The 21,740-nt window shown below is 45.3% G+C and carries 18 protein-coding genes and 1 other RNA gene; 13 read left to right on the top strand and 6 right to left on the bottom strand.

Annotated elements, in window-relative coordinates; genetic code table 11:
* The first annotated feature begins 52 nt into the window (after nt 1–52).
* Complete coding sequence (locus tag IGK63_RS14280; RefSeq protein ID WP_005227746.1) at nt 53–1,513, top strand: peptide MFS transporter; 1,461 nt, start codon at nt 53–55, stop codon at nt 1,511–1,513.
* Nucleotides 1,514–1,608: 95 nt separating this feature from the next.
* Here IGK63_RS14280 and abc-f read toward each other — a convergent pair whose 3' ends face one another.
* Both abc-f and IGK63_RS14270 read right to left on the bottom strand, forming a co-directional pair.
* Nucleotides 1,609–3,192 carry a ribosomal protection-like ABC-F family protein gene (abc-f, locus tag IGK63_RS14275; RefSeq protein ID WP_008382043.1) on the bottom strand — a complete coding sequence of 528 codons (1,584 nt, stop codon included), beginning with the start codon at nt 3,190–3,192 and terminating at the stop codon, nt 1,609–1,611.
* Between the two features lie 313 nt (nt 3,193–3,505).
* Nucleotides 3,506–5,506, bottom strand: coding sequence for a KUP/HAK/KT family potassium transporter (locus IGK63_RS14270; RefSeq protein ID WP_008382045.1), 2,001 nt, complete (start codon nt 5,504–5,506; stop codon nt 3,506–3,508).
* 270 nt (nt 5,507–5,776) lie between these two features.
* On the opposite strand from IGK63_RS14270, the gene IGK63_RS14265 reads away from it, so the two are divergent.
* Both IGK63_RS14265 and IGK63_RS14260 read left to right on the top strand, forming a co-directional pair.
* Entirely contained in the window at nt 5,777–6,532 is a 756-nt protein-coding gene (locus IGK63_RS14265) for an ABC transporter ATP-binding protein (RefSeq protein WP_008382046.1), read from the top strand.
* Entirely contained in the window at nt 6,533–8,113 is a 1,581-nt protein-coding gene (locus IGK63_RS14260; protein ID WP_016612981.1) for a hypothetical protein, read from the top strand.
* Nucleotides 8,114–8,397: 284 nt separating this feature from the next.
* Here IGK63_RS14260 and IGK63_RS14255 read toward each other — a convergent pair whose 3' ends face one another.
* The 4 genes from IGK63_RS14255 to IGK63_RS14240 all read right to left on the bottom strand — a co-directional run bounded on the left by IGK63_RS14255 (nt 8,398) and on the right by IGK63_RS14240 (nt 10,959).
* Complete coding sequence (locus IGK63_RS14255; protein ID WP_005233432.1) at nt 8,398–8,877, bottom strand: universal stress protein; 480 nt, start codon at nt 8,875–8,877, stop codon at nt 8,398–8,400.
* Nucleotides 8,878–8,941: 64 nt separating this feature from the next.
* Nucleotides 8,942–9,232, bottom strand: a complete 291-nt coding sequence (locus IGK63_RS14250; RefSeq protein ID WP_005233435.1) for a hypothetical protein — start codon at nt 9,230–9,232, stop codon at nt 8,942–8,944.
* 168 nt (nt 9,233–9,400) lie between these two features.
* Nucleotides 9,401–9,595, bottom strand: a non-coding RNA gene (ssrS, locus tag IGK63_RS14245) — 6S RNA.
* Nucleotides 9,596–9,681: 86 nt separating this feature from the next.
* Nucleotides 9,682–10,959 (bottom strand): replication-associated recombination protein A, encoded by a 1,278-nt coding sequence (locus IGK63_RS14240; RefSeq protein ID WP_016612978.1) that lies wholly within the window; start codon nt 10,957–10,959, stop codon nt 9,682–9,684.
* A 216-nt stretch (nt 10,960–11,175) separates the two neighbouring features.
* Between IGK63_RS14240 and IGK63_RS14235 the strand changes: the two genes are divergently transcribed.
* The 10 genes from IGK63_RS14235 to IGK63_RS14190 all read left to right on the top strand — a co-directional run bounded on the left by IGK63_RS14235 (nt 11,176) and on the right by IGK63_RS14190 (nt 21,626).
* The gene (locus IGK63_RS14235) at nt 11,176–11,874 is read left to right on the top strand and encodes a DNA-3-methyladenine glycosylase (protein WP_005233451.1); all 699 of its coding nucleotides are present in this window, start codon (nt 11,176–11,178) and stop codon (nt 11,872–11,874) included.
* A complete protein-coding gene (locus IGK63_RS14230) occupies nt 11,810–12,298 on the top strand; it encodes a DUF3013 family protein (protein ID WP_034872159.1) in 489 nt (162 codons plus the stop codon). The genes IGK63_RS14235 and IGK63_RS14230 overlap by 65 nt, the downstream gene beginning before the upstream one ends.
* 11 nt (nt 12,299–12,309) lie before the next feature.
* The gene (gene prmA, locus IGK63_RS14225) at nt 12,310–13,257 is read left to right on the top strand and encodes a 50S ribosomal protein L11 methyltransferase (protein ID WP_005233456.1); all 948 of its coding nucleotides are present in this window, start codon (nt 12,310–12,312) and stop codon (nt 13,255–13,257) included.
* A gap of 1 nt (nt 13,258) precedes the next feature.
* Nucleotides 13,259–14,014 (top strand): 16S rRNA (uracil(1498)-N(3))-methyltransferase, encoded by a 756-nt coding sequence (locus tag IGK63_RS14220; protein ID WP_016612975.1) that lies wholly within the window; start codon nt 13,259–13,261, stop codon nt 14,012–14,014.
* Nucleotides 14,015–14,018: 4 nt separating this feature from the next.
* Nucleotides 14,019–14,684: a hypothetical protein gene (locus IGK63_RS14215; protein WP_005233460.1), complete on the top strand. Its 666-nt coding sequence runs from the start codon at nt 14,019–14,021 to the stop codon at nt 14,682–14,684.
* 187 nt (nt 14,685–14,871) lie between these two features.
* Complete coding sequence (locus tag IGK63_RS14210; RefSeq protein WP_005233463.1) at nt 14,872–17,082, top strand: RelA/SpoT family protein; 2,211 nt, start codon at nt 14,872–14,874, stop codon at nt 17,080–17,082.
* Nucleotides 17,083–17,088: 6 nt separating this feature from the next.
* Complete coding sequence (dtd, locus tag IGK63_RS14205; protein ID WP_005233473.1) at nt 17,089–17,535, top strand: D-aminoacyl-tRNA deacylase; 447 nt, start codon at nt 17,089–17,091, stop codon at nt 17,533–17,535.
* A gap of 313 nt (nt 17,536–17,848) precedes the next feature.
* A complete protein-coding gene (locus IGK63_RS14200; protein ID WP_005233475.1) occupies nt 17,849–19,399 on the top strand; it encodes an ABC transporter permease in 1,551 nt (516 codons plus the stop codon).
* Between the two features lie 12 nt (nt 19,400–19,411).
* The gene (locus IGK63_RS14195) at nt 19,412–20,086 is read left to right on the top strand and encodes an ABC transporter ATP-binding protein (protein ID WP_005227776.1); all 675 of its coding nucleotides are present in this window, start codon (nt 19,412–19,414) and stop codon (nt 20,084–20,086) included.
* Nucleotides 20,079–21,626 carry a PASTA domain-containing protein gene (locus IGK63_RS14190; protein WP_005233477.1) on the top strand — a complete coding sequence of 516 codons (1,548 nt, stop codon included), beginning with the start codon at nt 20,079–20,081 and terminating at the stop codon, nt 21,624–21,626. Before IGK63_RS14195 ends, IGK63_RS14190 begins: the two co-directional genes overlap by 8 nt.
* The last annotated feature ends 114 nt before the right edge of the window (nt 21,627–21,740 follow it).

The raw sequence follows: 21,740 nt of genomic DNA, 5'->3' as shown, positions 1-21,740 counted from the left end.
AGAAAAATTCCGCTATTTTATTTTCATTAATTTTTATAAGGGGCCATTACATATGGAAAAAGAAAAAACATTCTTAGGTCAGCCGCGAGGGCTGTCAACTTTATTCTTCACGGAAATGTGGGAACGATTCAGTTATTATGGTATGCGGGCGATTTTGGTGTACTTCATGTACGATGCAGTTGCCAACGGCGGCTTAGGGTTGCCAAAAGGAACGGCTGTGGCGATCATGTCGATTTACGGTTCCTTAGTGTATATGTCAAGTATTGTTGGCGGCTGGATCTCGGACCGTCTTTTAGGATCAAATAAATCCGTCTTTTATGGTGGAATCTTGATCATGTTAGGACACATCGTCTTGGCAACACCTTTAGGGATTCCAGCGTTGTTTGTGTCCATGATGCTGATCGTCATCGGAACCGGACTATTGAAATCCAACGTGTCGGGTATGGTGGGGCATTTGTACAGCAAAGACGATATCCGTCGGGATGCTGGTTTCTCAATTTTCTACATGGGGATCAATATCGGTGGCTTGTTAGCACCGATCATCGTCGGGATCTTAGGACAAGAGGTCAACTACCACTTAGGCTTTTCGATTGCTGCTATCGGGATGTTTATCGGTTTGGTGCAGTATTATGTGCAAGGAAAAACCACGTTGAAAAGTGTAGCGATCGCGCCAACGAATCCCTTATCGGCAGCCGAAAAGAAAACCTTCTTCCGAGCAGTCGTTCTGGTTCTTCTCGCATTGGCAGTGTTGTTTGGCGCAGCTGCTGCAACGGGCCATCTGACGGTTGATTTCTTCATCAACTTCATCAGTGTTCTAGGTATTTTCTTGCCGATCTACTACTTTACCAAAATGCTGCGTTCGAAAGATGTCACACCAGATGAAAAGAAAAAAGTGTTGGCCTACATTCCGCTGTTCTTGTCAGCGATCGTCTTTTGGTCTTTAGAAGAACAAGGCTCATCGATCTTGGCATTGTTTGCCGCTGACCGTACGCAATCAACGTTATTCGGCATCAATATTCCAGCAAGTTTGTATCAAACCTTAAATCCACTTTTTGTCGTCTTACTGACACCTGTCTTTGTCTGGTTGTGGACCAAACTAGGTTCTCGTCAACCCCGGACAGAAGTGAAGTTTGCCATTGGTTTGGTCTTAGCCGGTTTGTCCTTTCTATTGCTAATGCTGCCAAGCCTCTTGTTTGGAGTAGAAGAACGGGTCAGCCCATTATGGTTGGTATTGAGCTTCTTCATTATGATTGCGGGGGAAATGTGTCTTTCACCTGTGGGCTTGTCGGTGACGACCAAACTAGCGCCGAAAGCTTTCGAAGCACAAACCTTGGCGATTTGGTTGTTAGCAGACGCTTCTTCACAAGCCATCAATGCGCAAATCGCTCGGTTCTATACACCACAAACAGAAGGGATGTACTATGGCATCGTCGGCGGAGTAGCCGTTGTTGTCGGCATCATCTTGTATTTAGCTAGAAAACCGATCCGCAACTTGATCGGCAACATTCATTGATCAAAAAATAAAAACTTGATTTTCCGCCTATGCATGGATTGAACAACCCATGCTTACTGTAGGAAAATCAAGTTTTTTTGTTGCGAATCAATGTCTTAGTCAATCAATGGGCTTAGTGGCTGGCGTGTGATCTGCTGCTGTGCAATGACCAGGGCTTCTTGGAAGTGCTGCTGCAAAAAGTAGCGGTCATGGCTGACTGCCAGCAGGGTCCCTTGATAATCTTGCAGCATTTCTTCAATTTCTTCTCGGGCATAGCTGTCGAGGTGATTGGTTGGTTCATCCAAAATCAGGACGTTGATTTTTTCTAAAAAGAGTTTCAGTAACGCCAAACGGATTTTTTCACCACCAGATAAATCTTTGATTCGTTTGGCCACATCACTTTGATAAAACCCACTTTTGGCCAATTGCCGACGAGCAGCCTCTTCGTTTCCTGTCAACGTCTGTACGTAGGCCAACAAGCGGCTCTCAGGATCGGCAAACTGTAGCTGTTGGGGCAAATAGCCGATTTGTAAGCTGCTGCCGCGCTTGATAGTGCCGCCGCTAGGAAGCTCCTCACCGAGAAGTAATGTGAGTAAGGTTGATTTTCCGGTACCATTGTCGCCGATGATGGCTAGATGCTCCCCACGGTAGATTGCAAAACTGCTGTCTTTGAATAGGAGCTGATCGGCATATTGCTGGTGCAAGTCGCGAACGATGAACACCTCTTTACCTGATTTTCCGCCATTTGCCAAGCCTTGCAGCCGATTTTTCGGGGGCGCTGGCGGTTTGACCAGTGTAAGTTTCGCTAGGCGGCGTTCCAATTCTTTGGCTTTTTTGAAGAAGGATTCATTGTCTCCTTCATGGCCCCACTGACGAAATCGACGAATCATGACTTTCAGTCGCTGGACTTCTTTTTGCTGCAGTTCGTAATTTTTGGTCAGCTCCGCCAAGCGAGCTTCTTTCAAGACACGAAATCGGCTATAGTTCCCAGGATACTCAATCAGGGCGCCTTCTTCCAGTTCCCAGGTCTTGGTGGTGACTTGATCGAGAAAGTGTCGATCGTGAGAAACGACTAGAACCGCTTTTTTCGTATTCTGTAAATAATTTTCCAACCAGCGGATACTTGAAAGATCCAAGTGATTGGTTGGTTCATCCAGTAACAGCAAGTCAGCATCGGTGACTAACACTTTGGCTAAAGCGACTTTGACCCGTTCACCCCCGCTAAGGTCTGTTAACCGTGCGTCCTGCCGATGGGGAATTCCTAACCCTTGTAAGATCGCGGAAATTCGGTCTTCTAATCCATAACCGCCCAGCTCTTCAAAGCGCTGCTGCAGCTCGCCATAACGGATCAGACACTTCTCTAAATCAGTATCGGGTTCTGCCATCAAGGCTTCGTAATGGCTCATTTGCTGTTTGAGTTCTTGAATGTTAGCTGCAGAATGGAGCAGGTAGTGGGTAACGGTTGCTTCAGAAACTGTCAGCTCTTGCTCGACCGTCCCGATCCTCAAGCCTTTTTGGCGGCTGATAACGCCGCTATCGACACCTTCACTGCCAGTCAAGATTTGTAAAAAGGTTGATTTGCCCGTTCCGTTGATGCCGACTAGGGCAATTTTTTCCCCAGCTTCGATTTGGCAGGATAACTCCTCAAATAACGGATTCCCGCCGATGGTTTTTTTAATAGCAATTGCTTGTATGATCATGATCTCTCTCCTTGAGACCACTCAAAAAGGCCATGGATATCCATGGCCAGTGTTATTTAAACTCAGATTTTTTTGAGAAAAATACCTTGAGATGGCCATTGATTTTACGTAAATTTAACTGTTTTGGACAGACTCGTCCCGTCAACAGCAACTGTAAAACCAATTGCATGGCTAAATGCGATATGGTATCGTTGGTAATTTTCATTACTTGTTATTTTAGTCATGCGCATCATGGTCGTTTTCCCTCCTTTGTGTCTTTGTCTTTTCAGTGTACCTGAAAGTATCAGAAAGTTCAACCAGTACTGGCGGTTTCTTAGCGTTCCTCGATGCGTAATTCTGTCAGAGAGCTTTCTTTCATCTGACCGATGACCAAAGGAACGGTCTCATGAACCACATCGCTGTATTCTAAGCCGAACCAGCGTTCAGGTGAAATAGTATGGCGTTTGATAAAAAGCTTCGTCTGCATGACTTGCTTCTGCCATTTGCTTAATGCAGTTGCATTCGACAGCTCTTCTTCGATCATCACGAATTGGAAATCACCCACATTGCGTCCAGGCGTTAAGGAATAGCGTTGCGGCTGCAGCGGCAAGCGACCATCTTTCATCAATTCTTGAATGATTTGGCGAATGTAGAGATTGACTTCTTGCGGCACCCGAAAGCCGAGATAAAGCTTTAGTTTAACGATAAAATCGGTATCTGCCATCGAAACTTCATATTTTTTCGTATAAGGTTCATCGGTGACTTCCACATTGACGAACCAATACACTTTGGCACGCTTCGGCCGTTTGTCTAAAATGGAATAGATGAACTGCTGACCGATCTGATCGTCTTGCAGTTTAGGAACCATGAAGACGACGTTCGTCTGAGATAATGGCAAAGAATCATCTTCCCGCAACTGTTTCAATTGAGGGATGTAGGTAGAAAGTGCAACTTCTTCGGCAGCATTTTCTTGAATACGATTGCCCCATTCCCAAATCAGCATCACACCGATGATCACGCTGGCTAATAAGATGGCAACGTAACCGCCATGGAAAAATTTCGTCGCACTAGAGATAAAGAAAATGCCTTCGATCGCTGCAAAAAAGAGCGTGATGAACGGTGCCAAGAAACGGGTCTTCTTGTTTTGGTGCAAGTAGAAATACAGCAAAATAGTGGTCATCAACATCGTTACCGTAATGGCCAATCCATAAGCGGCTTCCATCCGAGTAGAGGTCTGGAAGAATAAGACTACGCCGGAACAGGCGATCCACAGCAAGGTGTTCAAGGCAGGAATATACATTTGCCCGATAGACGCACCCGGATAGATGATTTGCATCCGCGGCAATAGTTTCAACTTGATGGCTTCAGAAACCAAGGTAAAGGAGCCAGACAGCAGAGCTTGCGAAGCAATGATGGCAGCGAGTGTGGCGAAGCTGACACCAAAGACTGTCCACCCTTGCGGCAACGCTTGGAAAAATGGATTCAAGTTTTCGATTTCTTGATAAGTCGGGTTTTGATAGACTTGCAGCAGCCACGCCGCTTGACCAAAGTAATTCAGCATCAAGCAGATTTTGATATAGGGCCAGCTAGCATAAATGTTTTTCTTACCCACATGACCTAAGTCCGAGTAGAGGGCTTCCGCACCAGTAGTCGCCAAAAAGATATTGCCGAGAATAAAGAGACCAGCGCTGTTATCGGGACTAAAGAGCAAATTGATCGCATACCGGGGATCAAGGGCCCGAATCACCGAAAGGTCACCGGCAAAGTTCATCACACCGACGATGCCCAAGAAGGTGAACCAGCCTAGCATGATCGGTCCGAAGGCTTTGCCGACAAACTCAGTCCCAAAGCGCTGCAGGGCAAAGAGGACCAATAAGATTGCTAAGGTGATGCCGACGATGATCGATTGGTCATTGCCGAAGCGATCAAAAAAGGCTGGAATTCCCCGTAATCCTTCGATGGCAGTGGTTACGGTCACGGCAGGCGTCAATACCCCATCTGCTAGCAGGGCTGCGCCCCCGATGATCGCTGGAATAATCAAGTAGCGGCTGTTTTTACGAACTAAGGTATAAAGGGAAAAAATCCCGCCTTCTCCATGGTTATCCGCGTTTAATGCGATCAAGACGTACTTGATCGTCGTTAACAAGGTCAGCGTCCAAAAGACGAGCGAGACGCTGCCTAAGATAAAGTCGGGCGTTAAGGTGCGTAGTCCGCCATTGTCCTCCACCAGGGCTTTCATTACGTAAAGTGGGCTCGTACCGATATCACCGTAGACCACCCCCATGGCGACTAAAAGTCCGCCGGCGGTCACTTTTTTCATTTTACTTGAACTCATTGACTGTTTTCCCTCCATTTTAAACTGCAAAAAGACCTAAGCGGCCCCTTGCCACTTAGGTCTTGCAAGAAACATCTTAAACCAGCGGATTCCCGCTTGCTGTTGATCTAAGATCATGGAACGATCCATGTGCTACTCCCCTAAAGTGCTCTTATTATCTTTGTTTTTGCAGCTCCTGTCAATTGATTTGATAAAAATGGCAATAAACATTTTTCTTTTACTACGTTTCAGCGTAAGATAACAATAGGTATGGAATAAGGAGGCAGGAAAATGATTGAGATCAAGAATCTGACGAAACAATATGGACCAAAAAAAGCATTGTCTGATCTTTCCCTGACGATTCGTCAAGGGGAGATCTTTGGCTTTCTGGGACACAACGGGGCAGGGAAGTCGACAACGATCAAAAGCTTAGTTAGTATTTTACAACCGACGAGTGGGGAAATCTTTTTTGACGGTCAATCCCTCGTGGAACATCGGGAAGCGATAAAAAAACAAATTGCCTATGTGCCGGACACGCCAGATTTGTTTTTACAGCTAACGGCAGGGGAGTATTGGGACTTGATTGCCGCAGCGTATGAGGTGCCAGCAGCGGAAAAGGCCGAGCGTTTGCAAAAATTAGGGCGCTTGTTTGATATGCTGTCTCATGAAGAAGAGACCATCGCTAGCTTTTCCCATGGAATGCGGCAAAAAACGCTGCTGATTGGGGCATTGATCCCCGATCCGGACATTTGGATCTTGGACGAACCATTGCAAGGCTTAGATCCCCAAGCAGCGTATGATTTAAAAGAAATGATGAAACAGCATGCTGCCAAGGGCAAGACCGTGATTTTTTCTACCCACGTCTTAGACACCGCCCAGCAGTTGTGTGATCAATTAGCGATTTTGAAAAAAGGTGAGCTGCTGTACAATGGCTCAGTGGCAGATTTGCTGGCACAGCATCCGTCGCTTTCTTTGGAAACGATCTATCTGCAAATGACTGGGAGAAGTCAAGAAGAAGCGATTCTTGCAGAAGCGGAGGAAGCGTAGATGCGAAAACAACAATTTCTGACGCTGACCTCCGTTAATTTGCGGTATGCCAATCCCCAACTGACAGACAAAGCCCGCAAAAAAGGCAAGGCTGGTTCGACCTTGACCAGTTATTTGTTGTTTCAATATGCGCTTTCTGGAGTGGTGTTTCTGCTAGTCTATGGTTTGACGATGATCACATTGGATTTTAGTCAGATGCCGGGCTTTTTTACCTATTATGTCGCTTTGTTCGGGATTTTAGGCTTTTCCCAAGGGATTTCGTCTATTTACAATGTCTTTTTCGAGAGTCAAGACCTGCCAGCGTATTTGCCGCTTCCCTTTCGACAGAGTGAAATTTTTCTGGCAAAGATCGTGGTGGTGTTTCTCACCGTTGCGCCGTTTATTTTTCCCCTGCTGGTCTTATTTCTCCTGACAGGGATTCGGGCAAACGTCTTTTTCTTACTGACGATTTTATGGGCGTTCTTGCTGTTCGGCTTGTTTTTAGTCTTGATCTTCAGCATTTGCAGCTTGATCGTCTTCAGCCTGACGCGCACCAAGTTTTTCTTGAAGCATAAAAAATTGGTCACTAGTTTATTGCTAGGCGTGACGATGCTGGTTGTTGTGATCGGGGTCTTAATGATGAATCAGGTGAATACTTATGAGACAGACGTGGTAGACCGGGGAGCGATCAGCTTTTTATTGCCTTTTTATTATGTGATGGTGGCACCGTTTCAAACGACCGGTTTGCTTAGCTTGCTAGGGATCATCGCCACAGCAGGCGTGCTGCTTTTTGCCCTCTATCGATTGATCTTGCCGAAGTTTTATGAGCAAGTGGCAGCCGCGGCGCCTAACCAAGGGAGTGTTCGTCGGAAACATAAGCCCAATCAAGGCTTGGGCCAGCTGTTGTTTAATTACAATTCGCAGTTGATCCGTGATCCGAATTTGATCATGCAAGTCTTTTCTTCTTCGTTGCTGATGCCCATCATTTTCTTAGTGTCTTTTGTGTTTACAGGAGCGATTCAGTTAAGTGAATTGGATGAGCGGTTTATCGGTGTTGTTTTCGTGGCGGGGATCGCCTTGGCGGCACTGATGGTCAACCCGACTTCTTTTATCAGTAATTTGATTTCATTGGATCAGGAGAATTTCTTGTTTGTCCGCTCCTTGCCGCTATCGATGAAGCGCTACTTGCGGGAAAAATTCCGCTTTGGCGTCGTTTTGCAGCTGAGCTTAACGGCAGTCATCGTGCTGGCAGCAGTGCTTTTATTCAAAATGCCGCTGATTTTGGCTATCTCTTTCCTAGTAGGAGCACTTTGGAGCAGTTTTCTTTTGTGCTTGAAATATTTTGCTCGTGATTATCGATTGCTGCTTTTGGATTGGACCAATATCAGTCAATTGTTTACGAGAGGGGCGGGGAGTCTTGGGTTAGCCGTTGGAACAGTCGCAACGCTATTTCTTTCCGTCATTGTTATCATCCTTTATGGCTTTGCTGCGACTTCGGTTGATTTTTGGTTATTGAATGGTCCGGTTTTCTTTGTGATCCTCTTGACCAGCGTCCTTTGGATAGCCCATTATCACCATAGATTTTGGCGTCGTTTTTCCTAAGGGAAGCGACGCTTTGCTTTTTTTATTTAAGGATGGGTAAATTAACTATTTATTCAGAAAATTCAGAAAAACTATTTACAATCAAAAGGAAACATGGTTAGATAGGAGTACCTATTACTTTGCTTTCATTTTTTGCTGTACAAGTTTGGATAACCGACTTGTCAAAGAGCTGTGACCAAAGGCAAAAAGACCAATGAGACCTAAGTGCTCGTTAACTCTTTTGCTTTTGTCACGGTTTTTTTTGCACAAAAAAACCTGCCAAGCAGCGGCAGGTCGTCTCACTATTAAGCTTTCGTGTGGTCTTTTGCTGGGACTTTGTTTTCTAGGTCTGTCCGCACAACTAACACATCACAGCCAGCATGGCGAATGACATACTCAGACACGGAACCGATAAAGATTCGTTCCACGGCATTTAAACCAGTGGCACCGATCATAATCAAATCGATGTTGTGATCTTCGGGCAATTGTTTGGCAATGATTGGTTTTGGCGAGCCGTATTCAATCACTGTTTTGACTGCAGTTACTTGGTGTTTGCGGGCATAATCCTCATAGTCTTTCAAAGTTTGTTTGGCCATTTCGGTTGCTTGCTCAGCAAGCATGCCGTCAAAAGAAGAAACGGTTTGAAAGGCCCGAGTGTCGATCACATGTGCTAAAACTAATTCAGAATCATTCCGCTGTGCCACATTCACGGCTTTTTTGAAGGCTAATTCTGACTCGCTAGACCCATCGACGGCTACCATGATTCGTTGATATTGTTGTAACATAAGAAACACTCCCATCTGTTATCTTCTACTTTTATTGTAATGCTTTTTTCTGGAAAAAGAAAACCTAATCTTCCTTTTTTTTCATTTTTTGTGCCAGCAAGATGCTGAATGAAGCGGAAGAGAGCAACAACAACGCCAAATAAAACAAGGCAATCAGCTCTCTATCGACAAAGCCCACAACCAATGCCACTACGCCTAAAAGGAAATGAATGAGGCTATAGGTTTTTAAGAAGACTTTATTCGCCTCAGTAGTAGGGATCAAAGTGAAAAAAATCGCTTGTTTGGCATAAAGCAAATAACTGGTGCCGAATAATACGAGTGCCACGATCGTAAATAATAGAAGAATCATAAACATACGCCATCCTATTCTAAGTTGATAGGTTTAGTATAGCGAACCCTAGAAAGAATAGCAAAAGCCACCCTTACTTTGATATCAGATGGAGGACGTTGCACGGTTTCTAACGGCTAGAAAACGCAAAAAAGCCATCTGTTAAAAACAGATGGCACATTCTAAAAAGAATGGGTAATATCCGTTGATGCCGTTCTTTTTCCCATAGTATTGATCCCGCAAATTCTAGCAGGTGGGTTCCACGGTCTAAGCTTCGAACTACCAAAGGAAAAGGCATGTTACCAGCATTGACACAAGACGGATCCCAAGATATCAATAAAAATGTTCGGTCAACACACAAAAGGGACAACTCGTACATCACAGAATTCCCACCCTTATAGTAGCATAGGAATGACGAAGGTGCAATAAAGTTGTTTGAAAACGATACCAAAAAGTCACTATTTTTTTTTAAGTACCTAGTTTTTTTTCTTTCGCTGTTGCAATTGTTGGTACCGTTGGCCCAACGCTTGCTCGTATTTACCGGTGGCTTTCGGTTGATAATAGTGGGTACCTTTTAGCTTATCAGGTAAATATTGCTGATCGACCCATGCATCATCAAAATTATGTGGGTATTGATAGCCAACTCCTCGATTCAAGCTTTCGGCGCCTTTGTAATGACTGTCTCGTAAATGATCTGGGACATCGCCAGCTTTACCGCTACGAATATCTGCGATCGCTGCATCCACTGCCATGTAGGCCGAGTTGGATTTTGGTGACAAACATAGATCGACCACCGTATCGGCCAAAGGGATCCGAGCTTCCGGCAAGCCCAAACGTTCAGCGGCTAACACAGCATTGACGGTTCGAGCAGCGGCTGCTGGGTTAGCTAAACCGATGTCTTCATAACCGATGACCATCAAGCGCCGACAAATGATCGCCAAATCGCCTGCCTCTACTAAACGACCTAAGTAATGCAGCGCACCATCCACATCGCTGCCGCGAATCGATTTTTGAAAAGCAGAGATCACATCATAGTGCGCATCCCCATCTTTATCATGGGTCAATGCTTTGCGCTGTACGCACTCTTCGATGATCTCTAAGGTCAAATGAATAATGCCGTCTGGTCCTTTTGGTGTGGAACGGGCAGCGAGTTCTAAGCCATTGAGGGCGCTTCGTAAATCACCGTTGGTCGCTCGCGAAAGATGCAAGCGGGCATCATCGGTCAATACGATGGTTTCTGATCCAAGTCCGCGAGTTTCATCTGCTAAAGCTTGATCAATGGCGGTCAAAATATCTTCTTCTTGGAGCGGTTTGACTTCAAAAATCTGTGTCCGACTGCGAATCGCTGGATTGATCGTAATGTAGGGATTTTCCGTCGTGGCACCGATCATAATAATCTTGCCGCTTTCTAAATGGGGCAGTAAAAAGTCTTGTTTTGTCTTGTCTAGTCGATGGACTTCATCAAGCAATAAAATGACAGTACCGCTCATTTTGGCTTCCTCTGCCACGATTTGCAGGTCTTTTTTTGTATCTGTGGCGGCGTTCAGCATGCGAAACGCATAGCGTGTCGAGCCGGCAATCGCACTGGCAATGCTGGTTTTTCCGGTTCCCGGCGGTCCGTATAGGATCATCGAAGAAAGCATTTTGGCTTCGACCATTCGGCGAATGATTTTCCCCGGGCCAACCAAATGCTGCTGTCCGACGACTTCATCTAAGTTCCGTGGCCGCATTCGATAAGCAAGTGGCTGCTGCATAAAACGATCCTCTCCTTTTCCTGTAAGTATAACATAAGAACGTACATTCTCATAAACAAGCTGATTTGCGTCCTTACGAAAACAAAAGGGCGCGTATTTTCCACTCAGTCAGCAAAAAACAGGTTCGTTGAAAAGAAATCGTTGAGATCACCGCAACTCTGTAGTCAAAGATAGTAAGTTGACCGAGAATTGTGTAGAATAAAGAGGGTGATGAGAATGGATGAATTAATGGCACTTTTTGCGACACAGCCGACAACGACCATCGCGCGTGCCTTATTAGGGATGTATTTGGAACATGAGACCCCAGAAGGAACATTAGGTGGGTATATCGTGGATTGTGAAGCGTATCTAGGTCCCGATGATCTGGCGGCTCATAGTGTGGGCATGCGAAACACACCAAGGGTTCGGGCGATGTATCAGGAACCCGGCACGATTTATTTATATACGATGCATACGCATCGAATTGTCAACTTTATTACGCAACCAAAAGGCATCCCACAAGGAATCATGATTCGCGGGCTAGAACCGGTGGATGGGATTGACTTGATGGAACAACAGCGACAAAAAACGGGACCGGATGTAGCCAATGGCCCCGGGAAACTAGTACAGGCACTACAGATTCCAGCTGAGCTTTACGGCGAATCGATTTTTACGAGTCCGCTGCATTTGGTTCCTGAGCGCCGACGTACCCCAAAAGAAATTTTGGCATTGCCTCGAATTGGTATCCCGAACAAAGGGGAGTGGACTCAGATGCCGCTTCGATTTGCGGTAGCTGGTAATCCTTATTTAACAAATATACGAAAAGCCGCTGTTCAGCAAGATCATGGCTGGCTAGAAAGAAGGAATAGTGATGGCGAAAGAAACGATATTGACTTACTTAGATCAGCGATTAACGAAAAAAATCTCCGATTATGATGTGGCGATCGATTGGGATGCCAAAAATCATACCATCGAATTGGTGTTGCGCTTGTTTGCCGAAAATCCTCAACAAGTCCAAATCGACGATGCGCAAGGTGTGGCATCAGAGGAAGCGATCATTGAATTTGAAGATGGGATTTTGTTGTATGATCCACAAAAATCAACGTTTGATGAAGAAGATTATTTAGCGACGATTCCTTATGCAGGAAAAAAAGGGATCCAAAAAGCGTTGTTAGACGGATTGGTTGATTACATTCAAGAAATTTTAGAAGAAGGCCAAAGCGATCTGCTTGATTTCTTGAACGATGACAGTGAAGAAGCGATCTTTGAATTGCGATTCAACGAAGAAGCATTTGTGGAGAAAATGACGAACTATCAAGCCGGGGCTGGGGAAACCATGATCCCGTACCCTAGTTACTAAGGAGAACGAACATGAAATGGAATGAAGTAACCGTAGCGACAGCTAGCGAAGCAGTGGAAGCAGTCGCCAATATTTTAATGGAACACGGAGCAAGTGGGGTAGCGATCGAGGACGTTTTAGATGTCGAAAATTTTAAAAGCGATGCGTATGGCGAAATTTTGGATAAAGAAACCTATACGACCTTAGAAGAAGGTGCGCAAGTCAGTGCCTATTTCCCAGAGACGATTTTTTTGCCAGAAGTGCTGCCGACGATCAAAGCAGCCATCGACCGTCTGCCGGAGTATGGTTTGGCAATCGGCAAAAACACCATCACAACGAGCGAGGTCGTGGAAGAAGCATGGGCAACGGCCTGGAAAAAATATTACCATCCAGTCCGTATCTCCCGCTATCTGACGATCGTGCCGAGCTGGGAAAACTATCAACCGCTGCAAGAAGATGAAAAGATCATCACCCTTGATCCGGGAATGGCCTTTGGGACCGGCACGCATCCTACGACACGCTTGACATTACAAGCCCTAGAAGTCTACTTGCGGGGCGGTGAAACCGTCTTAGATGTCGGGACGGGCTCAGGGGTGTTAAGTATCGCCAGCAAATATTTAGGTGCCAAAGACGTGTTTGCTTATGATCTAGATGAAGTCGCTGTGAGGTCCGCCCAAGAAAATATGGCGATGAACCCCATTGCTCACGATGTGACCGTGCAAGCCAATGACCTTTTGCAAGGGGTGACGGTCCCTGCTGATCTTATCGTTGCCAATATTTTAGCGGATATCATTTTATTGATGATCCCTGATGCATGGCGTTTATTGAAGCAAGAGGGCACCTTGATCGTTTCTGGGATCATTGAGACGAAAAAACAATTAGTGATCGATGCCATGATCGCACAAGGCTTTGAGATTGATCAATTGTTCAATCAAAAAGACTGGTATGCGATCGCCTTTAAAAAACCAGAGGTAGAGTAAGATGCAGCGATATTTTTTACAGGAGCCTTATGAAGCAAAAGCGGTGTTTGCCGTTTCGGGAGAACCCTTCCACCATATGATCCGAGTGATGCGCATGACTCCCGGCACGAAAGTCGGTTTAGTTTTTGAGGATCATTTGGCGATCATCGCCAAGATCAAAGAGGCCGATGAAGAAACGGTTTACTTAGAGGAAGTCGAAAAAGAACAGCAGGACAAGGAATTGCCGCTGCAGGTCACGATCGCTAGCGGCTACCCGAAAGGCGATAAGCTGGACTTGATCGTTCAAAAAGGCACGGAACTTGGGGCGGCAGCATTTATCGGTTTTCCTGCGCAAACTTCGGTCGTGAAATGGGATCAAAAGAAGTTACAGAAAAAGCAGCAGCGGCTGCAAAAAATCGCCCAAGAAGCGGCGGAGCAATCCCAACGGCAGATCGCACCAGCCATCACACTGCTGGATAACGCCAAAGCATTTTGGCAAAGCCTCAGTCAGTACGATGCGGTCCTAGTGGCTTATGAAGAATCAGCCAAGCAAGGAGAAGCAGCGATGCTGCTGCAAGTGATCACCGAATTGCCCGTTGGTAGCAAAGTTTTAGCGATCTTTGGCCCAGAAGGCGGTCTGACCCCCTCCGAAATCGAAGGAGCCCAGGAAAACAACGCTAAATTATGCGGGTTAGGCCCTCGGATTTTACGAACAGAAACAGCACCGTTTTATTTTTTAAGTGCTGTCAGTGTGCTAACGGAATTAAAGAGGATGTGAGTTGATGAATAAGAACCAAGAAGCAATCAGTGTCCGTTTGTTGACGGCCGATCTGACCGACTGGGTCTTGAAGGATTTTATCAATCAATATAAAACGGCTTTAAAGGAAGTCGTCGTTTTGCCTAGTGCCATTCGGCGGGCGAAAATCTTGGCACAAGGCTCTTCCTTACAAATCGGCGCAGTGATCGATTACCCCCTTGCCCAAGGAACACTGGCAAAGGTAGCGTTTGAAATCGGTCGGGCGTTTATGGAAGGTGCCGATTTTTTGGAAGTCTGGCTACCGGCTTCTTCCTTCATGGAAAATGATCGTGGCTTTGCGGAATTGACCGAAACGATTCGCTCCTTGACCTTGACAGGAGGGGAGATCCGCTTAGCTGTGCAAACCGAGATCATGAATGAATTGACGAAGATCCAAGTGGCACAACGCTTGAAAGAAGAAGCATGGCCAAAGATCGTGTTAGGACAAAAACAACCACTAGCAGAAGCATTGCACGACGTGAGTTTGTTTTCCTTAGATGGTGGCAGTCAACTGTCGATCCAGATCAATCCTGACACAATAGATGAACAAGCTATGCAATCACTACAGGCTGCCGGCGCCGAGAAAATCGGGCTCTCGTATCATGTTTTTGAAGAATTGCTTAAGGACAAGCCGGCACCCGATGTGCTTTGAACAACAGCGATTGAAAAATAGCTGAAAAATTTGTATAATAATACTACTAAATAAGAACTGCAGGTTAGACAGGAGTCCCATGCTTAGAACGTTTGTCCGCAAGGCTTTGGGTGCGTGACGAAACGTTAACAGCGACTTCTGTCTGCCTTTTTGATAGCACAAAAAAGAAGAGCAGGAGGCGGAATGAATGGCAAAAGAAGTTATATTGACCGGGCCCAATGTCATCAAATTGGTCGCTCATTATATGAGTGAAGAACACGTTGCCTTTGTCCAAAAAGCATTAGACTACGCGACAGAAGCCCACAAAGAACAATTCCGTAAATCCGGCGAGCCTTACATTATTCATCCAATCCAAGTTGCGGGGATCTTGGCAGAATTGCAGATGGACCCTCATACCGTTGCAACTGGTTTTTTGCATGATGTCGTCGAAGATACCGATGTGACGTTAGCCGATCTGAAAGAAGAATTCGGTGCCGATGTAGCGATGCTAGTGGATGGCGTGACCAAGCTGGGTAAGATCAAGTACAAATCTCATGAAGAACAATTAGCAGAAAATCATCGAAAAATGTTGATCGCCATGGCGCAAGATTTACGGGTCATCATGGTCAAACTGGCTGACCGTTTACATAATATGCGTACGTTGAAACATCTGCGGGAAGACAAACAACGCCGCATCGCCCAAGAAACGATGGAAATCTATGCCCCATTAGCTCATCGTTTAGGGATCAGCCGAATCAAATGGGAACTAGAAGATATTTCTTTGCGTTACTTGAATCCACAGCAATATTACCGAATCGTGCATTTGATGCAGACCAAACGAGAAGAACGGGAATCCTACGTTTCCGAAACCGTGGAAGAGATTCGGATCGCTACGGAGGAACTAGATATCTATGCTGAGATCTATGGTCGACCAAAGCATATTTACTCGATCTATCGCAAAATGAAAGACCAAAAGAAACAGTTCAATGAAATTTATGATTTGTTGGCGATCCGAGTGATCGTTGACTCCATCAAAGATTGTTACGCGGTTTTGGGAACGATCCATACAAAATGGAAACCAATGCCTGGGCGGTTCAAGGACTATATCGCTATGCCAAAAGCCAACATGTACCAATCGCTGCATACGACGGTCATTGGTCCCAAAGGCAATCCTGTCGAGATCCAAATTCGGACCCATGAAATGCATGAGATCGCTGAATTTGGGGTTGCTGCGCACTGGGCCTATAAAGAAGGCAAGACCGAAAAAGTCAGAGCCGACAAGATGACCCAACAAGTTGGCTGGTTCCGAGAAATTTTGGAACTACAAGATGAAAGCTATGATGCTTCTGAATTTATGGAAGGTGTCAAAGGCGATATTTTCAGCGACAAAGTCTATGTATTTACGCCAAAAGGTGATGTGACGGAGTTGCCTCAAGGATCCAGTCCACTGGATTTTGCCTATAGCATCCATACCGACATCGGCAACAAAACTACTGGTGCCAAGGTCAACGGCAAAATGGTCCAATTAGACTATAAGCTGAAAAATGGCGACATTATTGAGATTCTGACATCACCGAATTCCTTTGGGCCAAGCCGCGACTGGGTCAAACTAGTTGCTACCAGCAAAGCGAAGAACAAAATCAAACGATTTTTTAAAGCCCAAGATCGTGATGAGAATATCATCAAAGGACATGAGGCAGTGGTTCGTACCTTACAAGATATGGGCTTTGTGCCAAAAGAATTCTTGACGAAAAGCAAAATGGCGGAAGCTTGCGAACGATTCAATTATCAAACAGAAGATGACCTGTTTGCCTCTGTCGGCTATGGGGAAGTCAGTCCCACGACCTTAGCCAACCGTTTGACCGAAGAAGAACGGCGCGAGAAACAAATCGAGAAGCAAAAGCAGCAAGTCCAAGAGATGATCAATCAACCGGCGAAAAAAGAACCAGAAAAAATGAAGGTTCGTCACGAAGGCGGCATTGTCATTGAAGGGGTCGATAACTTGTTGATCCGCATCTCCCGCTGCTGCAATCCGGTTCCTGGGGATTCGATCGTCGGCTATATTACTAAAGGGCGGGGAATCTCGATCCACCGCAGCGATTGCCCCAATGTTCAAAACAAAGAGGCAGCGAACCGTTTGATCGATGTTGAGTGGGAAGATGCCACCGACATCAACAAAGAATACGATGCCGATCTTGAGATCTACGGGTATGATCGGTCTGGGTTACTCAACGATGTCTTGCAGACGGTCAATAGCGTCACGAAACGCTTAGTGAGTGTCGAAGCCAAAACCAATAAAGACAAAATGGCAACGATCCGTATCACGGTGGCGATTCAGAATTTGACTCATTTGAAATCGATCGTTGATAAAATCAAGCAGATTCCAGATGTTTACAGCGTCAGACGTACGAAGGGGTGAGAAAGAATGCGGGCAGTGATCCAGCGAGTCAGTCAAGCAAGCGTGTCGATTGAGGACAATATCGTCGGTGCGATCCAACAAGGGTTCATGGTTTTGTTGGGGATCACCCATGAGGATACAGGCGACGATGTGGCTTATCTCGTAAGAAAAATCAAAAATCTGCGGGTTTTTGAAGACGAAGAGGGCAAAATGAATCGGTCACTGGAAAGCATAAACGGCGCCGTCTTGAGTATTTCACAGTTCACCCTTTATGGGGAGACCAAGAAAGGCAATCGCCCTAGTTTCATTCAAGCGGCACCGCCAAGTATTGCGATCCCGCTTTACGAAGCCTTTAATGAAGGTTTACAAGCCGAAGGCATCACTGTTGCTACTGGAAAATTTGGCGCAGATATGCAAGTCGCCTTGGTCAATGATGGCCCGGTGACGATCGTGATCGATACGAAAGAAAAATAGGGGATACAAAACGAAGGATTTTCTCGCTGGGAAAGAGTGGGAGAATTCCTTCGTTTTTTTTATACTCTCGAAAGCGCTAAGCATTTTTGATGGAATCCAAGTGAAATCTAAGTTGAAATCGGGAAATCTTACAAAACTGTTAGCAAAAATTCCATTCTTTTATTTGTTATTTAACATCTTTTTCTTGTCCTTTTATAAGGGTTCTTAAATGGAAATATCTTTTTCACCCGTTTTTTAATATTTTAAATTCGAAAAACGATCCTTTATTGCGATTGTTCTTGAGGGAGAAGTATGGAATAATTGTTAAAAAATAATGTCACTGGAGGAAATAACAATGAACTTTTGGCAGCGTGCATTAAAGAGTATCACCAGAAGAAAAGGGAAATCATTTATTTTATTTTTAGTTCTATTTATTTTAGGCAATGTGATCGCTGGTGCTGTAGCAATTCAACAATCCACTGCCAACGTGGAGCGAGAGACGAAACGCAAAATGGGGAACGTAGCTACGGTGGAAATGGATTGGGAAGGTTTTGAAAAAGACCATGCGGATGCTTCGGACGAAGAGCGGTCTCAAGAAGATTTTTATCCGAAACCACCAGCGCTGGATCTTTATGAGCAAATCGGTCAATTAAGCTATGTGAAATATTTTGATTACCAAAATCAAGCGTGGTTAGAAACAACAAAATTGAAAGCCTATACGCCGGAGGATGGCTCGGTCGGCATGGGTGGCAACTATTTCTCTTTGAAGGGCGGAAATTTGGTTGAGCCATTAGACATGCAAGAAGGCTTGATTCGCTTGGAGGAAGGCGAGGGATTGACAGAAAAAGATGTCAGTGAGTTGACGAACGCGGTATTGATCAGTAAAGAGATCGCAGAATTGAATAACCTGAGTGTCGGTGATCAATTGGTATGGGATACACGGGCAGAAGTCATGATGGAAGGTGGTTCAAGCGAGGGAGTAAGTGATGATAGTGAGGATGCGACGGACGAAACGGCTGAGAGTGGCAATCGTGTCGCGACCTTTGATTATCCCGTGACCATTGCAGGGATCTTTTCTGTAATTAAAAAGGATCAAAGCAATCAAAGTAGTTCATCAGATCAAAGTGATTCACAAAATAGTGATCAGGTATGGCAAGTGATGGAACAAATCAATACCTTTTATGCTAGCAATAATTTAGTGCAAGATTTTAACAAATTGCAGTCTGAAAAACTTTGGGGTCAAGAAGTGATCGAAGAAGAGTCAGACGCCTATTATCAACCGATCTTTGTCCTAAATTCAACGGATGACGTCGAAGCCTTTAAACAAGAAGCCGGTGCCTTATTGCCCCAATATTATCGTGTCATTGCTAATACGGATCAATACGAGCAGATCGCCGGTGGCTTTACTCGGTTAGGGGTGATCGCAAATTACATCGTGATCATTGCGTCGATCGCAACCATCTTTATTATTTCCTTAGTGGTCTTGCTTTTCTTACGAGATCGGAAACAAGAATTGGGCATCTATCTCTCCTTAGGGGAAAGCCGTGGGAAAGTCATTGGACAGATCGTGATTGAAGTCTTGCTGGTTAGTTTAGCCGCACTGCTATTGTCCTTAGTGACCGGGAACTTATTAGGTGGTGCCGTTTCAAATACCTTGATGCAAAACGATTGGATGAGCAATCAAAATGATATGGGCGGTGTTTATTCTGGCGGTTTGATGGCAGCTGATATTGATTACATGGATATCAAGAATGCCTATCAAGTGTCCTTCTCAGCAGGCTACATCATTACGTATCTGCTGTTAGGTTTAGGAACCGTCTTGTTCTCAGCTATTTTACCGCTATTGTATATTTTACGCTTGAATCCAAAGAAAATCATGATGTAGGAGGAACCAACGATGACTTTATTAGAAACCAAAGCAGTCGATTACTATTACCAAGACGGCGATCAGCGCCGCTATATACTGAAAGAGACCTCTGTTTCTTTTGAAAAAGGGACTTTCTATGCCATCTTAGGGCAATCTGGTTCGGGAAAAACGACGTTTTTATCCTTGATCAGTGCGTTGGATAGTCCGAAAAGCGGTCAAGTACTTTATGAAGGCACCGATATCGAAAAAATTGGGCATGAAAATTATCGCCGCGACGACATCAGTATCATTTTCCAAAGCTATAATCTGATTCCCTATTTAAGTGCAGTTGAAAATGTCTTAGTGCCGATGGCGATCACGAAAAATCAGCTGCCAGACAATCAGCGAGAAGTGGCATACAATTTACTGGATTATATAGGCATCACCAAAGAAAAAGCCGATCGGCTCGTCAATCAATTATCTGGTGGAGAACAACAGCGGGTAGCGATCGCCCGGGCGTTAGCCACCAATGTCGATATCATTTTAGCGGACGAACCAACCGGGAATTTGGATGAAGAAATGGAACAAGAGATCATCGATATCTTTAAGGAGCTGGCACACGTCCACAACAAATGTGTGATCGTCGTGACCCACGCTAACGAGATCGCTCAACAAGCGGATGAAGTCTTGTATTTACGTAAAGGTGTGTTGAGTAAACATGAGTGATTTTTTATCAAATTTTAGCCCGGACAACTATGATGGCAAAAAGAAATCCGCTGGCAATAGCGAGAAAAAAACTAGCGAACCTGTCGGAGATCAAAATGCAAGAGGCGCGGAGCAAGCGAGCAAACCAGCGGAGCCAACGACGGTTCACCAATCAGAAGAGCCGACAGCTAGTGAGCCGATGAGTCGCTCGGCAGCCCGTCAACAAACACAGACGACTGAAGCAAAAGCGGCGAGTTCTGGGACTGAGAAGGTAGCCTCAAAGGAACCAGTCAGCCGTTTTGGTAAAGAAGAAACGGAATTTGATCCGACCTACAAAAAGCGTCAGCAGAAAAAAATCTTGCTGATTGCTTTACTGACCGCCTTGGCGGTTGCCGTGATCGGGATCGTCTATTATCAGATGACCCATGTGAAGGTGCCGGATTTCACTGCCCAAGATCTGTCAGAAGCGCGGACGTGGGGCATGGAAGAAGGCGTCGCTATCAAAGTGGAGCAAGAATATGACTTTGACAAAGACGTCAACCAAGTAATCGACCAAAGTGTCGACCCTGAGAAAAAAATCAAGAAGGGTGCCACACTGACACTGACGGCGAGTCTCGGGCCTGATCCTGAAGAACGCTTAGAGCTACCGGATTTTTCAGCGATGCAAGTGACCGAAGCAAAAGATTGGATCGCTAGCAATAAAGCCGAAAACCTCTCTTTGATCGAACAATTTGACGACAATGTAGCAGCAGAAGCTTTTATCAAACAAGAGGCGGCCAACAAAGAGCTTGATTTAGCCGAATACAAACGCAAAGACCGTTTGAGTGTCTACTATTCAAAGGGCAAAGAAGTCTTTGAAAAAAATATTGAAGTACCTGATTTTACAGGCAAAGCCAAAAGTGAAGCTTCTGAATGGGCGAAAAAGAATGACTTGAAATACAAAGAAGAAACCGTCTTTTCTGACAGTGTCGCCCTGGATCTGGTCGTTTCACAAGAACCAGTCAAAGGCAGCAAACTTGCGAAAAAAGAAGAATTTGTGGTGAAGGTCTCAAAAGGCCAAGCTTTGACCGTTCCAGATTTTTCACAATACACGATCGAAGAAGCCCAAGGACTAGAATCAAAAATCCCGCTGCAAGTCAGCACGGTCTATTCCGATCAAGTGGCGTATGGTAGTTTCTTGAGTCAGTCGGAGGAAGCGGGCAAAGAGTACAGCGAAAGCGATACTTTGCCAACTGTCAAAGTCGTCTACTCATTAGGCAGACCGTATTTGAAAGACATCCGTTTCCAAGCAACGGAAGGCGACTTGCCAAAACTATTCTTTGATGAATACAAATCAAAAGGCGCCAATGTCTATTACGAAATCTACTATGTCGATTCGGCGGAACCAAAAGGAACCGTCGTTGAAATGAGCCGCTACGGCGAGTTCATTCCCCTAGAAACGTGGATCACCATCGGTATCAGCCGCGGCAATCTGCAAGGCAGTACCCAAACACCGCCGGCAGAGGATGGCGGGGAGGCGGATGAACCGGTCAGTACCGCTAGTTCATCTGCTGCCGAATAATCTCGCAACCGACACTTTTTCACACAGCATCAAAAGGTAAGCACCCTTCCTTGGAAGGGTGTTTTTACTTACTAATTGTAAAAAAAAACACGAGCGAGCCGCTTGAAATCGCTG

The organism is Enterococcus sp. AZ040, assembly GCF_050499185.1.
GTDB lineage: Bacteria > Bacillota > Bacilli > Lactobacillales > Enterococcaceae > Enterococcus_D > Enterococcus_D entomosocium.
The sequence above is the reverse complement of the archived record's forward strand: the minus strand, read 5'-3'. Positions and strand labels throughout refer to the sequence as shown.

What these genes read in the sequence shown, in the direction of transcription:
- IGK63_RS14280 (WP_005227746.1), top strand. Translation starts at nt 53, where the DNA reads ATGGAAAAAGAAAAAACATTCTTAGGTCAGCCGCGAGGGCTGTCAACT.
- abc-f (WP_008382043.1), bottom strand. Translation starts at nt 3,192, where the DNA reads ATGATCATACAAGCAATTGCTATTAAAAAAACCATCGGCGGGAATCCG.
- IGK63_RS14270 (WP_008382045.1), bottom strand. Translation starts at nt 5,506, where the DNA reads ATGAGTTCAAGTAAAATGAAAAAAGTGACCGCCGGCGGACTTTTAGTC.
- IGK63_RS14265 (WP_008382046.1), top strand. Translation starts at nt 5,777, where the DNA reads ATGATTGAGATCAAGAATCTGACGAAACAATATGGACCAAAAAAAGCA.
- IGK63_RS14260 (WP_016612981.1), top strand. Translation starts at nt 6,533, where the DNA reads ATGCGAAAACAACAATTTCTGACGCTGACCTCCGTTAATTTGCGGTAT.
- IGK63_RS14255 (WP_005233432.1), bottom strand. Translation starts at nt 8,877, where the DNA reads ATGTTACAACAATATCAACGAATCATGGTAGCCGTCGATGGGTCTAGC.
- IGK63_RS14250 (WP_005233435.1), bottom strand. Translation starts at nt 9,232, where the DNA reads ATGTTTATGATTCTTCTATTATTTACGATCGTGGCACTCGTATTATTC.
- IGK63_RS14240 (WP_016612978.1), bottom strand. Translation starts at nt 10,959, where the DNA reads ATGCAGCAGCCACTTGCTTATCGAATGCGGCCACGGAACTTAGATGAA.
- IGK63_RS14235 (WP_005233451.1), top strand. Translation starts at nt 11,176, where the DNA reads ATGGATGAATTAATGGCACTTTTTGCGACACAGCCGACAACGACCATC.
- IGK63_RS14230 (WP_034872159.1), top strand. Translation starts at nt 11,810, where the DNA reads ATGGCGAAAGAAACGATATTGACTTACTTAGATCAGCGATTAACGAAA.
- prmA (WP_005233456.1), top strand. Translation starts at nt 12,310, where the DNA reads ATGAAATGGAATGAAGTAACCGTAGCGACAGCTAGCGAAGCAGTGGAA.
- IGK63_RS14220 (WP_016612975.1), top strand. Translation starts at nt 13,259, where the DNA reads ATGCAGCGATATTTTTTACAGGAGCCTTATGAAGCAAAAGCGGTGTTT.
- IGK63_RS14215 (WP_005233460.1), top strand. Translation starts at nt 14,019, where the DNA reads ATGAATAAGAACCAAGAAGCAATCAGTGTCCGTTTGTTGACGGCCGAT.
- IGK63_RS14210 (WP_005233463.1), top strand. Translation starts at nt 14,872, where the DNA reads ATGGCAAAAGAAGTTATATTGACCGGGCCCAATGTCATCAAATTGGTC.
- dtd (WP_005233473.1), top strand. Translation starts at nt 17,089, where the DNA reads ATGCGGGCAGTGATCCAGCGAGTCAGTCAAGCAAGCGTGTCGATTGAG.
- IGK63_RS14200 (WP_005233475.1), top strand. Translation starts at nt 17,849, where the DNA reads ATGTCACTGGAGGAAATAACAATGAACTTTTGGCAGCGTGCATTAAAG.
- IGK63_RS14195 (WP_005227776.1), top strand. Translation starts at nt 19,412, where the DNA reads ATGACTTTATTAGAAACCAAAGCAGTCGATTACTATTACCAAGACGGC.
- IGK63_RS14190 (WP_005233477.1), top strand. Translation starts at nt 20,079, where the DNA reads ATGAGTGATTTTTTATCAAATTTTAGCCCGGACAACTATGATGGCAAA.